Here is a 15,655-nt window from a genome sequence, read left to right as displayed (position 1 = left end):
GTTAGGGTAAAGGACAAAGTTCAAAGCCCAATGCTAAGAACTGTCTTTTACAAATACCAAAAAGCCGAAATTCAGAAATATGCCGAAGCACTTTTTTATACGAACACTATTAGCTAAATATAAAAAATCCAATCTGAAACGAAGATTCCACAAATGTTTTCTCCTTGCATTATAAATAAACCTTTGTTTAACTAAAATTATAGTGAGATAACAAGGGGGAGACTACATGAATAAAGTCGTAGAAACAATTTTAGCGCATCGATCTGTAAGAAAATTCGAAAATCGTCCTTTAACAAAAGAACAGATTGAAACTATTGTTCGTTGTGCACAAGCTGGCTCAACATCAAGTTATGTACAAGCATTTTCAATTATCGGTGTGACTGATTATAAGAAAAAGAAACAATTAGCTGAAATTGCAGGAAATCAAATGTATGTGGCTGATTGTGGGCATTTATTCGTCTTTTGTGCTGACTTACATCGTCATGAAGTAATCGGTGAAATGGAGAAGAGCGATGTTATTCCATCAATTGAAAGTACAGAGAAATTTATGGTTAGTGTAATCGATGCGACGATTGCTGCGCAAAATGCCGCATTAGCTGCAGAATCAATGGGACTTGGAATTTGTTATATTGGTGGTATACGAAATGATTTAAATGCAGTAAACGAAATATTAGACATTCCAAGTCGAGTGATTCCTTTATTCGGAATGGTTGTTGGTTATCCTGTAAAAATTAATCAACAAAAGCCGCGATTACCATTAGAGCATGTTTATAGTGAAAATGGCTATCAACAAAATGAGTCTGAATACATTAATCAATTAGAAGACTATAATAAAACCGTTCAAGAATATTATATTAAGCGAACAAATGGAAAACGAAACGATACTTGGACAAGTCAGGTTGCTAAAACCTTTGAAAAACAAAGTCGAATGTACATGCAAGATTATGTGAAAAATCAAGGCTTAAATAAACGGTAAAAAGAGCATTTCAATAGTGCTCTGATTTTTTCTAGAGCTACCCAACGATACAATAACAATTAGGGTAGCTCTATTTACATATATGTACATCTTTGTAGGTAAAAAGTTTTTTACATAATTAATGTGCGATTTTAACCATAATCAAGACGTGTCAATTATTTAATCTGATCAAAATCCTTTGGCTTATCCTCATATCCTGCAGTGAAAATTGCCACTAGAAATGCAAGTGCTACAACTATAATTAGAAAAGTTTCCAATTAAATCCCTCCCTAAATGTTACTGCACATTTTGGCCGAATCTAAAAATTTCACCTCAACATTTAAAACTATCCCTATAAAAACTTTCATTAATAATGCTTTAGATTAATAAGTGTGTAAATATACTATAACATTTTATATTTTCTTTTTCTATAGAAAATTCTATATATTACCATTCCCAATTAAACAAAATAATTTTTATCTCAGATTAATCATTTTTTGTCATGCATGTTCATATAAGTTTAGTTAAGAAAAGCTCTTAGCAACCTCTATTGTTTCATGTATCGTTGCTAAGATTACTGGAGTATTGTGAATGTTACGGTGTTCCTGACGAATTGAAAAGAGGAGGTTCTATATGGGAATTTTAGATAAAATTGCTCGGTTCCGCGAGGAAGAAGAAAAGTTAAAGTGGGAAGGCACGTTTGCGGATTACTTAGAATTATTAAAGGAAAAACCTTGGATTGCCCAGTCTGCTCATTCACGTATTTATAATATGATTAAGGATGCAGGTGTAGAAGAAACAGAATCAGGAAAGAAATATCGGTTTTTTAGTCATGAATTATTCGGTTTAGAAGAAGCTTTGGAACGTTTAGTTGAAGAATATTTTCATCCTGCAGCAAAAAAATTAGATGTTAGAAAAAGAATACTTTTATTAATGGGACCTGTAAGTGGTGGTAAATCAACATTAGTTACATTATTAAAGCGCGGCTTAGAGCAATATACAAGAACGGAACGTGGAGCGGTTTTTGCAATTAAAGGTTGTCCGATGCATGAGGATCCACTCCATCTCATCCCCCCTCATTTAAGGGAAGATTTTTATCAAGAATATGGAATACGGATTGAAGGGAATTTATCACCGCTTAATATGATGCGGTTAGAAGAAGAATATAATGGACGGATTGAAGATGTGTTAGTCGAGCGAATCTTTTTCTCAGAAGACCGCCGAGTTGGTATTGGTACTTTCAGCCCGTCCGATCCGAAATCACAAGATATTGCAGATTTAACTGGTAGTATTGACTTTTCAACCATTGCCCAATACGGATCAGAATCAGACCCACGAGCATACCGATTTGACGGTGAATTAAATAAGGCGAACCGGGGTATGATGGAATTCCAAGAAATGTTAAAGTTGGATGAAAAGTTTTTATGGCATTTACTGTCACTCACCCAAGAAGGGAATTTCAAAGCTGGCAGGTTTGCGTTAATTTCAGCCGATGAGCTGATTGTGGCCCACACAAACGAAACTGAATACCGCTCCTTTATTTCGAATAAGAAAAATGAAGCTCTCCATTCAAGGATTATTGTAATGCCAATTCCTTATAACTTAAAAGTTTCCGAGGAAGAAAAAATTTATGAAAAAATGATTCGTGAAAGTGATGTTGCGGATGTTCATATTGCACCACATACATTAAAAATCGCTGCGATGTTTACAATTTTAACACGATTAAAAGAACCAAAACGTGGCGATGTTGATTTAATTAAAAAGATGCGTCTATACGACGGGCAGATTGTCGAAGGATTTAGTCAAATGGATGTTGAAGAATTGAAAAAAGAATATTCGGATGAAGGAATGAGTGGTATTGACCCGCGTTATGTCATCAATAGAATATCTTCAACAATTATTCGCAAAGGGGTAAACAGTATCAATGCTCTAGATGTACTTCGATCCTTAAAAGATGGTCTTGACCAACACCCATCCATTACGGATGAATTAAAAGAAAAATATTTAAACTTTATTAGTTTAGCTCGTAAAGAATACGATGAAATTGCGAAAAAGGAAGTTCAAAAAGCATTCGTATATTCTTATGAGGAATCAGCGAAAACATTAATGGATAACTATTTAGATAACGTGGAGGCTTATTGTAATAAATCGAAATTAAGGGATCCGCTAACTGGCGAAGAAATTAATCCAGATGAGAAATTAATGCGTTCCATTGAAGAACAAATTGGTATATCTGAAAATGCGAAAAAAGCATTTCGTGAAGAAATTTTAATTCGTATTTCTGCATATGCTCGGAAAGGCAAGCGTTTTGACTATAATTCCCATGGCCGTTTACGTGAAGCGATTCAGAAAAAACTGTTTGCAGATTTGAAGGATGTCGTAAAAATTACAACATCAACAAAAACGCCAGACGAGCAACAATTGAAGAAAATTAATGAAGTGGTGGCGCGTCTCATTGATGAATATGGTTACAATTCTACATCAGCTAATGAATTATTACGTTATGTTGGAAGTCTATTGAATCGATAATGTGAAAAGCCACATAATTATGAGAAAAAATTTAGAATTAAAGTTTTAAAATAAAATAGTCGATGAGTTTTCATCGACTATTTTTTAATAATAATTAAAAATTTATATTTATAAACAAATATGTACGACTTGCGTATTTGGTTTTGTCACAATACATGCCAAAGGGCGAGTCTTTTCTTATATAAAAATTTGCTTACAGTAAATTTTTACTCTTTCTCTGCATAGTATAAAGTAATACAGAAAAGCTATTATTTTTTACTAGTAAATGGAAGATGCCAATAGATTGAACGAATAAGTGAAGGTTAATTATTTCTAAAAGCAAGGATGACGATTTGTATTTTGATTTTAATTACTATTGACGTTCTACTTGTCCAAAATGTTTTTGTGAATCCATTTGTGTCTAGCATGTTTGTAGTTTTATTCTTTATGTAGACACACAGTATATCATATGCAAAGGTTTGGAAGTTGTGACTAAAAGTTAAAGGAGGGAAAAAGATGAATAGTATGAATAAACATCAGTTTACAATTTCTCAAGAGGATTGGTCCCTCCATCGAAAAGGCCATGAAGACCAACAAAGGCACAAAGAAAAAGTGCAAGAGGCCATTAAGAAGAACTTGCCAGATTTAGTATCCGAAGAGAATATTATTTTATCTGATGGAAAAAAGGTCGTTAAAATCCCAATCCGTTCGTTAGATGAGTATAAAATTCGTTATAACTATGATAAAAATAAACATGTTGGCCAAGGGGATGGGGACAGTAACGTTGGTGATGTTGTTGCTCGAGATGGTTCTGCCCAGCCGGGTGCAGGTCAAGGACCAGGAGCGGGCGATCAACCAGGTGAAGATTATTATGAAGCGGAAGTGTCTTTAGCTGAATTAGAAGAAGCATTTTTCAAAGAATTAGAACTTCCTAACTTACAAAAGAAAGACGATCATGAATTAATCGTTGAAGATATTGAATTTAATGATATTCGTAAAACAGGATTAATGGGCAATATTGATAAAAAGAAAACATTAATCTCCGCCTTTAAACGAAATGCATTAAAAGGAAATCCAAGTTTCCACCCAATTTATCCAGAAGATTTGAAGTTTAAAACTTGGAATGAAAAAATTCGCTACGAATCAAAGGCTGTCGTCTTAGCGATGATGGATACAAGTGGTTCGATGGGGATTTGGGAAAAGTATATGGCAAGAAGCTTTTTCTTCTGGATGACTCGGTTCCTTAGAACAAAATATGAAAAGGTTGAAATTGAATTTATTGCACATCATACAGAAGCAAAAGTTGTTACGGAAGAGGAATTTTTCTCGAAAGGAGAAAGTGGTGGAACCATTTGTTCCTCAGCTTATCGGAAAGCAATCGAATTAATCCATCAAAAATACTCTCCAAGCCAGTATAACATTTACCCATTCCATTTCTCCGATGGTGATAATTTAACATCCGATAATCCACGATGTGTGAAACTTGTTAATGAATTGATGGATTTATCCAATATGTTCTGTTATGGAGAAGTAAACCAATATAATCGTCATAGTACGTTAATGTCTGCGTATCGAAATATTGATGATGAACGATTCCGTTACCATGTGCTTCGACAAAAACCAGATGTGTTTTATGCAATGAAGCATTTCTTTAGTAACAAAAAGGAAGAATCATTGGCTTAATAATATATCAATTTGTCTTATTGAACACCTGTCGTTTTAATGGCAGGTGTTTATTTAACTACAAAACTAATTCGGAATTAATCTCTTGCAAATAGCCCCTTTTCACTGTATTGTAAAAGCAAATCTAAATATTTTATAAAAATTTGAATATTAATTTATATTATTTTGAAAATGTTTTTCGGTCAAATATTAACATAGCTAGTGTATTATTTTTATTTTAATGAGAACATTTTTTAAGGGAAGGATTCCAATGGCGAAGTTAGAGGTGTCAGGAGAAAGACAAACAGTAATAAAGAAAAAAATATGGACGAAAGATTTCGTTCTTATTTGTGTGGCAAATTTATTTATCTTTTTATCCTTTCAAATAACGTTACCAACAATCCCTTTATTTGTTACATACTTAGGTGGAAACGAGCAATTTATCGGTTTTATAATAGGGATTTTTACCTTTTCTGCATTGATTATTCGCCCCTTTGCTGGACATTGGTTAGAAACAAGGGGAAGGAGAATGGTATTTTTAACAGGCTTAAGTATTTTTATTCTTTCAATAGGATCTTCTAGCATTGCGACAGGAATTCTCTTTTTATTTGTTATGAGAATCATTCAAGGAATCGGATGGGGGTTATCTACGACTGCAACGGGTACAATTGTGACAGATATAATTCCTTCTTCAAGAAGGGGGGAAGGGATTGGTTATTTTGGTCTTTCCGGAAATATTGCATTAGCTGCTGGCCCGTCCTTAGGTCTTTTACTTGTAGACCACATTTCATATTTTTGGTTATTTTTACTTTGTGCAGGTTTGGGAATACTTGCTTTAAGTCTTGCTTCCGAAAAAGCCAGTAGAATATCAAACCCGTGTTAAATGGGATTTATATGAAAAAGGAGCTTTAGATCCGTCCATTTTAGTTCTGTTTATAACAGCAACCTTTGGCAGTATCGCTGCATTTTTACCATTACACACAATCCAATTTTGTTATATTATATGTGAAGTCTTTCACAAATAAATAATATGAAGATTTCTTTGCCATCATAAAAAAAGATGATTAAGATGAAAAAAAGGGAAAAATAAAATAAATCTGTTTTAGTAGGATAATACATAATGCAAAAAGAAATTAATAAAATTGTTTTGGTAGGAACAGGTGCAGTAGGTTCGAGTTATGCTTTTGCCTTATTAAATCAAGGTATCCAAGGTGAACTTGTACTTATTGATGTGAATAAAAATAAAGCTGAAGGGGATGCGATGGACTTAAATCACGGTCTTCCTTTCGCTCCTTCTCATTTGAAAATACGTTCTGGGGACTATTCTGAATGTAAAAATGCCGATATCGTTGTCTTAACAGCAGGAGCACCACAAAAGCCTGGTGAAACAAGACTTGATCTTGCTGAGAAAAATACTGCAATTTATAAAGAAATCGTTGGCGAGATTATGGAGAGTGGTTTCAATGGGATTTTCCTTGTTGCGGCGAATCCAGTAGATATTCTTTCATATGCAACATGGAAATTTTCAGGTCTTCCGAAGGAGCGAATCATTGGTTCTGGTACAATTCTAGATACTGCACGCTTTCGTTATATGCTTGGTCATTATTTTAATATAGATACGAGAAATATTCATGCGTATATCATTGGGGAACACGGTGATTCCGAACTTCCAGTTTGGAGTAATTCTAGCATTGGAGTTGTTCCGATTAAAGAATGGATGGCAAAGAATCCACAATATAAAAAAGAAGATTTAGATGATATATTTATACATGTACGTAATGCAGCTTATGAAATTATTGAGAAAAAAGGAGCTACCTATTACGGAATTGCCATGGGACTTGTACGTTTAACGAAAGCGGTATTAGGTGATGAGCATTCCGTCGTAACTATATCTACTTATTTAGATGGTGAATATGGACATGAAGATGTGTTTATCGGTGTTCCAGCTGTTGTGACGCGTAATGGTATAAAAACAATCATTGAGATGAATCTAGATGATGAGGAACAGGAGAAATTTTCTCACTCTGTAAATACACTTAAAGATATAATAAAAGATTTACAATTGAATTCTTAAAAAAGAAAAAGTCTTTCTTCACTTAATTTCAGTGAAAGAAGGACTTTTTTTGCAAATTTGCGTAGAAAAAAATGTTAAAAAAATAAAATTTTATCGTAAAAAAGTTTTGTTATGTTACACAAATGATGTTATACTTTATTTTAGTAACATTAACGGAGGGGTTTCTTCGTGGAATATGTCAATCCAATACGGGATATTGAAACTATCCAAAAAATGAAAAGGGTCATTGGAAGTCATTCAACAAGGGACCTATTATTGTTTGTACTCGGCATCAATACAGGGATTTCACTCAATGATCTACTAAATTTAAAAGTATCCGATATTTGGGATGGAACGAAGATGAGTGAATTCCTAGAGATTATAGACGAGAAAACTGGTGAAGTAAAAACTTTTTATTTGAATAGTAAAGTTGAAGAAGCATTATTAGAATACTTGTCGAAAAATGAATGTGAAAGTGATGATTATCTTTTTAAATCGAAGAAAAATCATAACCAACCAATCACACGGCAACAAGCCTATCGCATTATAAATAATGCTGCTAAAGAGGTCGGGATTTCTGAAAAAATAGGAACAACAACTTTAAGAAAAACATTCGGTTACCATGCATACTATAAAGGCGTGGCGATTTCTTTAATAAAATCAATATTTAATCACAATTCAACAGCAGAAACTTTAAAGTACATTGGAATTGAGAAAAATGATAAATTACCAATAAAAGTAGATGTAAACCTATAAAAAACTATCCAGCATAATTTATGCTGGACAGCTATCATGGTTATTTTAACGAATATTAATCTTCTTCATTTAAACTCATCGCAGAACTAACATCAACATTTGTAAAATCAGTGACAATTCCATCACTAACTTGAACTTGAAGGGTTTCTGTACCTTTCATGAAGCGGAATAACCCATTGTCAAAATCCGTTCCAATTTCTTTAAAAAAGATACCTTCGTATTCGGAATCTTTCGTATGATTAAAGCTCAATTTATATTGATTACCGTCTTTGATGAGGTAAGCACGTACACCTTTTTCATATATACCTTCATCATTGCGAATGTAACGAGCAACGGAAATTATATGCAAATCAACAAAAGGAATATCATGTAATAAATCATTGATAATTGAACCTTTTGTAATTTGTTGCCAGCGACTTTGCGCAGTTTGCCCGAGAACAATTTGCGTCACATTTTTTTTGCGTGCAACTTCTGCAATCACTTTAGAAACGGGACGTTTTTCGTTGTCTTTCATAATAAAGTGTGCATCTTTATGTTCATCGGCGAGCTTTTTCCATTGTTCAATATAAAAAACTTTTTCGGCATCCAGTTCATCGAATGGTTTATGATCGATGGTTAAAATATATAAAGGAGCCTTTATCATTTTGGCAAGCTTACAACCACGCTTGATAAGTCTTTCACCATTTGGACCATAATAAACACAGACGAGAATGCTTTCATTATACATGCTTGTCATAAAAACAATTCACCTCAGGCATAATAGTAAGAGTCTCTATTAAACTATGTAAGACTATATCGTATGTCACACAAAGAGTCAATTCAATTCTAAAATATACGTTTGATTTATGCGGTTACAGAAAAATTTTTGAGAAAATCCAGTTACTTAGGAGGGCTGATTTTGAATTCGTTCTACATAATACTATTTTTACCATTTCTATTTGCAATTATAGTTCCGTTTTTATTTAAATACATAAATAAGCGCATTCATACAGGGTGGTTCGTTTTATTTGTTCCGTTAACCATCTTTCTCTATTTGCTCCAATATATACCAATTGTTGCAAAAGGTGACACACGAGAATACATACTCCCTTGGATTCCGTCATTAAATATTAATATCACCACTTATATTGACGGCCTTGGTCTCCTATTTGGATTACTCATTTCCGGCGTTGGAACCCTTGTAATTCTTTATTCCATTTATTATTTATCAAAGGAACGGGAAGAGTTACATAATTTTTATATTTATTTATTAATGTTTATGGGGGCAATGTTAGGGCTTGTCTTCTCAGATCATATTTTAATACTTTATGGATTCTGGGAATTAACAAGTATATCATCCTTCTTACTAATTGGTTATTGGTTTGAACGGAAAAACTCCCGTTACGGAGCCTTAAAGTCATTACTTATAACAGTATTTGGTGGACTAGCAATGCTAGCTGGTTTTATTATGCTTATTTTAATGGCTGAAACGTACAGTATCAGGGAAATGATTGCGAATGTTGGCGAAATTACTAACCATAGTTTATTTATAACAGCGCTCGTTCTTGTATTACTCGGTGCTTTTACGAAATCTGCACAATTTCCATTTAGCATTTGGTTACCAGATGCGATGGAAGCACCAACACCTGTCAGTGCCTATTTGCATTCTGCAACAATGGTTAAAGCAGGGATTTATCTTGTTGCAAGATTAACACCGATATTTGCTGGCAGTGCATCTTGGTTCTGGCTTGTAGCTGGTGTGGGAATCGTTACTTTATTCTATGGTTCGTTTAATGCAATTAGACAAACGGATTTAAAGGCTCTACTTGCCTTTTCTACAATTAGCCAATTAGGTTTAGTTATGAGCTTATTAGGGATTGGATCTTTAGCGGTTTACTTTGGGCAAAGTGAAAATGGCATCCTTTTTTCAGCGGCAACATTTGCTGCCATATTCCATTTATTTAACCACTCAACGTTTAAAGGAAGTTTATTTATGGTTGTCGGTATCGTTGACCATGAAACAGGTACCCGTGACATTAGACGTCTAGGCGGGTTAATGCATGTGATGCCAATTACATTCACAATCGCTGTTATTGGCGCCTTTTCTATGGCTGGATTACCACCATTCAACGGTTTTTTAAGTAAAGAAATGTTTTTTGCGGGTGTAAATGATGTGGCAAATGCAGGCGTTTTTGGACTTGAACAATTCGGCTTATTATTCCCAATCATCGCATGGGTCGCTAGTGTATTTACATTCGTTTATTGTATGATTTTAGTTTTTAAAACATTTACAGGAAAGTTTCGTCCAGAGAAGTTAACGAGGAAAGTTCATGAAGCACCGTTTGGGATGCTAGTATCACCTATTATTTTAGGGTTAATTGTTGTACTAGTGTTCTTCTTCCCGAATGTTTTAGGTGAGTATATATTAATTCCTGCATTAGCTGCTGTATTACCGATGATGCAAATTAACGCTAGTGATTTTCATATTTCCGCTTGGCATGGAGTTAATCTTGAATTATGGATGACAATTGGCGTTGTTGTTGTAGGAATTTTACTTTATAAGACATTAAAAGGTTGGGTTAAACTATTTAACAACTATCCATACAGGCTAACATTGAATCATTTTTATGATCAAAGCCTAGCAGGAACGGAGCAGTTTTCGCAAAATGTTACAAATCGTTATATGACGGGTTCACTTCGTCAATATTTAGTTTATATTTTTGCGTTTTTTGTACTTTTACTAATGGGTTCTTTTATAACTTTATACGGATTCCAATTTGACTTTTCCAAATTTGCACCAATCGAATTGTTTGATATAGCCATTGTTATTGGTATTGTTTTAGCAGCGTTCGTTGTGTTGTTTACAAGTCATCGCATTACAGCAATTGTAACTCTTGGTGCGATTGGTTATTTCGTTTCAATGTTCTTCGTTTTATTCCAAGCACCAGATTTAGGGTTAACGCAATTTGTCGTAGAAACAGTTACAACCGTTTTATTCCTATTATGTTTCTATCACTTGCCAAAGTTAAAGAAAAATATTGGGAAAATCTCATTCAAATTAACAAATCTAATTATTTCATTAGCTATGGGAGCAACGGTGACAATTCTCGCATTGGCTGCCTTTGGTCATAAAGTGTTCGAGCCCATATCTTATTTCTTTGAGAAATCTTATGAACTTGCGGGAGCCAAAAATATCGTAAATGCCATTTTAGTTGATTTCCGTGGTTTTGATACGATGTTAGAAATATCCGTATTAGCAATTGCCGGATTAGGTGTTTATGTATTAATTCGTCAAGGTTCAAGAAGGAGGGAACAATCTAATGAAACCAAATGATGTTATATTACAAAGTGTTACGAAAGTAGCGGTTGTGATTATTTTTACTTTTTCGGTTTATTTATTTATGAACGGACACCATAATCCTGGTGGTGGTTTTATTGGAGGGTTGAGCACCGCAGCGGCCATCGTCCTCCTTTACCTTGCTTTTGATATTGAAAAGGTTCGGGAAAATATTCGAATCGATTTTAAAAAATTAACAGCAATCGGAGTTTTACTTGCCGTATGTACAGGGCTCGGAGGGGTTGTGTTTGGTAAGGAATTTTTAACACAAGCCTTCGGGTATTTCGAATTACCTGTTTTCGGTGAAACTGAACTAACTTCTGCATTAATTTTTGATACAGGAGTTGCCTTAGCTGTTATTGGTACAGCGGTGAATATCATCTTAAGTATAAGTGAGGATCGGTAATATGGAATTTGTAATAGCAATTGTCATCGGGATTTTAGTGACTATTGGAACGTATTTACTTTTATCAAGACAGTTACTGCGTATTGTTCTTGGATCTTCACTCATTAGCCACTCTGTCAACTTATTAATTATTACTTCTGGTGGTTTAAAAACTGGAAATGCACCATTATTAGGTGAAGGTAAAGTCGGTTTTACAGATGCTTTACCACAAGCCTTAATTTTAACAGCGATAGTAATCAACTTTGCTGTTACAGCCTTTGTATTAGTGTTAAGTTACCGTTCCTTCAAAGTTAATGGAACTGATGATATGGAAAAGTTAAGGGGAAATGAATATGAATAATTTATTAATAATGCCAGTCATCATTCCACTTATTGTTGGAATGGTACTGATTATCTTTCCAAAAAATATTATTTTACAAAGAGCGCTTAGTTTATTTGCAATTGCAGCAAGTGGACTAATAACGCTCAACATTATGAATCAAATTCTTGATGACGGAATTCAAACGTTGCAACTCGGTGGTTGGGAAGCTCCGTTTGGGATTAGTTTTGTTGGGGATATGTTTAGTGTTTTACTCGTTCTTACCACTTGTATCGTAGCGTTTTGTTGTTTAATTTATGCGTTTCGTTCCATTGGTGAGAAAAACGAAAAATTGTATTTTTATCCGTTATTTTTATTTTTAATTGTTGGGGTAAATGGATCCTTTTTAACTGGGGACTTATTTAACTTATACGTCTTCTTTGAAGTGTTTTTACTTGCTTCTTATGTATTGATTTCTTTAGGCGGAGGGAAAAAGCAACTCCGGGAATCATTAAAATATGTGTTTACTAATATCGTGTCATCGGCATTTTTCTTGTTTGGTGTTGCGTACCTTTATTCCATAACAGGCACACTGAACTTAGCCCATTTATCAAGCAGAATTGCCGAAGCGGGTCAAGACGGCCTCATTACGACCGTTGCACTACTATTTTTAATTGTATTTAGTCTAAAGGCAGGATTATTACTGTTCTTTTGGCTTCCAGGGTCTTATAGTGTACCACCGACAGCCATTGCGGCAATTTTTGCAGCTCTATTAACTAAAGTTGGGATTTATGCGATTTTCCGCATGTTTACACTTATCTTTTATCATGAACCACAAGTAACTCATTTAATTATTGGGATTCTCGCAGCGGTTACGATGATCCTCGGTGCCTTAGGTGCAGCAGGGTTTATGGATGTTCGTAAAATATTGACCTATAATGTCATTATTAGTGTTGGTTTTATTGTTGCCGGACTAGTTTCGATGACGGAAGCTGGTTTAATGGGTTCTATCTATTATTTAATTCATGACATGATTATTAAGGCACTCGTCTTTTTAATCGGAGGAACGATTATTTTACTTACAGGAACGAGTAATTTAAGAGAGATAAGTGGTTTAATTCGTCGTCACCCTGCCCTTGGCTGGATGTTTTTTATTGGAGCATTATCGATGGTGGGGATTCCTCCATTGAGCGGATTTCTCGGTAAAGTTTTCATCACCCAAGGCACATTTGAAATTGGATATTTCTGGCTTGGTGGGATTGGATTACTGGCAAGTTTATTCATTCTATTTTCGATGATCAAATTGTTCATGAATGCGTTCTGGGGTGAAACAATTTTAACAGAAGAAGAGGAAAAAGGTTCGACGAAGGGTCTTATTTTTCCGATAGCATTACTATTAATCTTCAGTTTGGCATTGGGTTTAGGTGCGGAAGGTATTCAAGTTTATGTTGCTGAAGCAGCAGAACAGTTGTTAAATCCAAGTCTTTATATAGATGCGGTATTGAAGTAGGGGGTGACAGAGTGGCTTATCAAGTTTTAGTAAATATATTTATCGCTTATTTATGGATGTTCCTTCAAGATGAAATGAACTTTTTAAACTTCTTGAGTGGGTACTTTGTCGGATTGTTTATTTTATTTTGTATGCGTAGATTTTTTAAACAGTCATTTTATATATTTACATTTATCGCGATTGTTAAGTTATTTTTAATCTTTATATGGGAATTAATCACGTCGGCCATTTTTGTTTTAAAACATGTAATTCGTCCAAAAGTACATGTAAGACCAGCTATTTTCAAAGTTGAAACGGATCTTCGAAGTGATTTAGAAATTACATTGATATCGTTATTAATTTGTTTAACACCAGGCTCTGTCGTTATGGATGTCACTCCAGACCATAAAAATTTATATGTTCATGCCCTCCATATGCCGGAGTCTAAAGAATCAGTCATGAAATCTAAGGCTTTATTTGAAAAGGCCATTAAGGATGTGACGAGAAGATAATGTTTAAAACAGTTTTATTTATATCACTTTGCCTTTTAGCGTTGACGATTTTATTAAATTTATATCGGGTTGTAAAAGGCCCTACTAGTGCGGACCGGATTCAAGCTTTGGATTCAGTTGGGATTAATTTAATTGCAAGTATCGGTATTTTTTCTGTTTTATTTCATACACGAGCATTTTTTGATTTGATGTTATTAATTGGTATCCTTTCATTTATTGGCACAATTGCCTTTGCTCGGTTTATTGAAAGGAGTGTTGTAATTGAACGGGATAACTGAAATAATTACAGCAATCTTTATTTTAATTGGTTCGGTCATTAGTTTATTAGCAGCTGTTGGTCTCGTAAGGTTACCGGATGTTTATACGAGATCCCACGCTGCGTCAAAAAGTTCAACTTTAGGTGTTTTATGTGTTTTAACCGGGACTTTATTGTTCTTTTTAATGTCTGATGGTTATTTTAGTATACGTTTAATACTTGGAATCTTCTTCGTCTTTTTAACAGCACCCGTTGCAGCCCATGTTATTTGCCGAGCTGCTTACCGAAATAACGCACCTGTGGCAGATACGATGGTAGAAGATGAGTTAAAAGAATATTACGAACTACATCCAGATTATAAGAAGAAAAGTGTCGTGGTGGAAGAAACTACGGTACAGGTAGAAGATTAATAATTGAGGACATAAGGGTAAGGAGAAAAATCTTATCTTTATGTCTTTTTTATTGGAAGGATGGGTGCCGTTCTTTATAGAGAGCTAATAGAACATATAAAAAAGCTGGATCGGATAAATTGTATGAAGCTTTAGATTTAACCATTACGGATTCAACAGGAGAAACAATATTTAAGGGGAAAATAAGTGAGTTCGAGAAATGAAATGGTAGAGATTTAGAGTGGTAAAACTGAACAACTAGAGTTAACTACGAAAGATCTGTTTACAGAACCTTCATATAACCACATCTTCAGACAAAACAGCGAAGGATCTGTTTACAGAGCTCTTATATAACCACATCTTCAGACAAAACAGCGAAGGATTTGTTTACAGAGCTCTTATATAACCACATCTTCAGACAAAACAGCGAAGGAACTGTTTACAGAGCTCTCATATAACCACATCTTCAGACAAAACAACGAAGGAACTGTTTACAGAGCTCTCATATAACCACATCTTCAGACAAAACAACGAAGGAACTGTTTACAGAGCTCTTATATAACCACTTCTTTACGCAAAACACCGAAAGAACTGTTTATAGCCCCCTCATATAAACACTTCTTCACAAGAAACTACGAAAGATCTGTTTACATCCGGCTCATATAACCACTACTTCGTACAAACCAGCGCAAGATCTGTTTATAGCTGGCTCATATAACCGCATCTTCAGACAAACCAGCGCAAGATCTGTTTACATAGCTCTCATATAAACACTTTTTCAGACATTACTGTTAAATTCCCAGAAGATTTAGGGAATGATTATCAAGGTTTAATGACACATTTGAATTGGATTTTTACATTGTTTTCAATTTAGCTATGGTCGTTTCGTATGAGCGTTGAATGATTTAATTTGTGAACCCCAACAAATGCCCATGCGAAAAGGGCTACCTTCGCATACTAAGTAATATAGCAAGGATATGCACATATATATCCAAGATTTTTGCCTTAAAAAGTGCAAATTTCTTTGCTTTCAAAAAGTACGAAGGAGGTAGCCT

General features: G+C 34.4%; 13 protein-coding genes and 1 pseudogene. 13 read left to right on the top strand and 1 reads right to left on the bottom strand.

Annotated elements, in window-relative coordinates:
* The first annotated feature begins 226 nt into the window (after positions 1–226).
* From nfsA to GW534_RS07870, 6 genes and pseudogenes are all read left to right on the top strand, one after another.
* Positions 227–976 carry an oxygen-insensitive NADPH nitroreductase gene (gene nfsA, locus GW534_RS07895; RefSeq protein WP_161920499.1) on the top strand — a complete coding sequence of 250 codons (750 nt, stop codon included), beginning with the start codon at positions 227–229 and terminating at the stop codon, positions 974–976.
* 612 nt (positions 977–1,588) lie between these two features.
* The gene (locus tag GW534_RS07890; RefSeq protein WP_161920498.1) at positions 1,589–3,484 is read left to right on the top strand and encodes a PrkA family serine protein kinase; all 1,896 of its coding nucleotides are present in this window, start codon (positions 1,589–1,591) and stop codon (positions 3,482–3,484) included.
* A gap of 495 nt (positions 3,485–3,979) precedes the next feature.
* On the top strand, positions 3,980–5,146 hold the full coding sequence (yhbH, locus tag GW534_RS07885) for a sporulation protein YhbH (RefSeq protein WP_161920497.1): 1,167 nt from the start codon (positions 3,980–3,982) through the stop codon (positions 5,144–5,146).
* A gap of 250 nt (positions 5,147–5,396) precedes the next feature.
* Positions 5,397–6,114: pseudogene (locus tag GW534_RS07880) on the top strand (MFS transporter); the annotation flags it as partial.
* Positions 6,115–6,245: 131 nt separating this feature from the next.
* The gene (locus GW534_RS07875; RefSeq protein WP_161920496.1) at positions 6,246–7,199 is read left to right on the top strand and encodes an L-lactate dehydrogenase; all 954 of its coding nucleotides are present in this window, start codon (positions 6,246–6,248) and stop codon (positions 7,197–7,199) included.
* Between the two features lie 168 nt (positions 7,200–7,367).
* Positions 7,368–7,934 (top strand): tyrosine-type recombinase/integrase, encoded by a 567-nt coding sequence (locus tag GW534_RS07870; protein WP_161920495.1) that lies wholly within the window; start codon positions 7,368–7,370, stop codon positions 7,932–7,934.
* Between the two features lie 55 nt (positions 7,935–7,989).
* On the opposite strand, the gene GW534_RS07865 is transcribed toward GW534_RS07870, so the two are convergent.
* Positions 7,990–8,670 (bottom strand): universal stress protein, encoded by a 681-nt coding sequence (locus GW534_RS07865; RefSeq protein WP_161920494.1) that lies wholly within the window; start codon positions 8,668–8,670, stop codon positions 7,990–7,992.
* A 162-nt stretch (positions 8,671–8,832) separates the two neighbouring features.
* Between GW534_RS07865 and GW534_RS07860 the strand changes: the two genes are divergently transcribed.
* The 7 genes from GW534_RS07860 to mnhG are packed head-to-tail and all read left to right on the top strand — an operon-like array spanning position 8,833 to position 14,621.
* Positions 8,833–11,247, top strand: coding sequence for a Na+/H+ antiporter subunit A (locus GW534_RS07860; RefSeq protein ID WP_161920493.1), 2,415 nt, complete (start codon positions 8,833–8,835; stop codon positions 11,245–11,247).
* Positions 11,234–11,656, top strand: coding sequence for a Na(+)/H(+) antiporter subunit B (locus GW534_RS07855; RefSeq protein WP_161920492.1), 423 nt, complete (start codon positions 11,234–11,236; stop codon positions 11,654–11,656). The genes GW534_RS07860 and GW534_RS07855 overlap by 14 nt, the downstream gene beginning before the upstream one ends.
* A gap of 1 nt (position 11,657) precedes the next feature.
* A complete protein-coding gene (locus tag GW534_RS07850; RefSeq protein ID WP_161920491.1) occupies positions 11,658–11,996 on the top strand; it encodes a Na(+)/H(+) antiporter subunit C in 339 nt (112 codons plus the stop codon).
* Positions 11,989–13,464, top strand: a complete 1,476-nt coding sequence (locus tag GW534_RS07845; protein ID WP_161920490.1) for a Na+/H+ antiporter subunit D — start codon at positions 11,989–11,991, stop codon at positions 13,462–13,464. Before GW534_RS07850 ends, GW534_RS07845 begins: the two co-directional genes overlap by 8 nt.
* A gap of 11 nt (positions 13,465–13,475) precedes the next feature.
* Positions 13,476–13,955, top strand: coding sequence for a Na+/H+ antiporter subunit E (locus GW534_RS07840; RefSeq protein WP_161920489.1), 480 nt, complete (start codon positions 13,476–13,478; stop codon positions 13,953–13,955).
* Positions 13,955–14,233 carry a Na(+)/H(+) antiporter subunit F1 gene (locus GW534_RS07835; protein ID WP_161920488.1) on the top strand — a complete coding sequence of 93 codons (279 nt, stop codon included), beginning with the start codon at positions 13,955–13,957 and terminating at the stop codon, positions 14,231–14,233. Before GW534_RS07840 ends, GW534_RS07835 begins: the two co-directional genes overlap by 1 nt.
* Entirely contained in the window at positions 14,226–14,621 is a 396-nt protein-coding gene (mnhG, locus tag GW534_RS07830; protein WP_407670453.1) for a monovalent cation/H(+) antiporter subunit G, read from the top strand. The genes GW534_RS07835 and mnhG overlap by 8 nt, the downstream gene beginning before the upstream one ends.
* Positions 14,622–15,655 lie beyond the last annotated feature (1,034 nt).

The organism is Pallidibacillus pasinlerensis, from assembly GCF_009996845.1.
Taxonomy (GTDB): domain Bacteria; phylum Bacillota; class Bacilli; order Bacillales; family Caldibacillaceae; genus Pallidibacillus; species Pallidibacillus pasinlerensis.
This window is presented reverse-complemented; position numbering and strand designations above follow the sequence as displayed.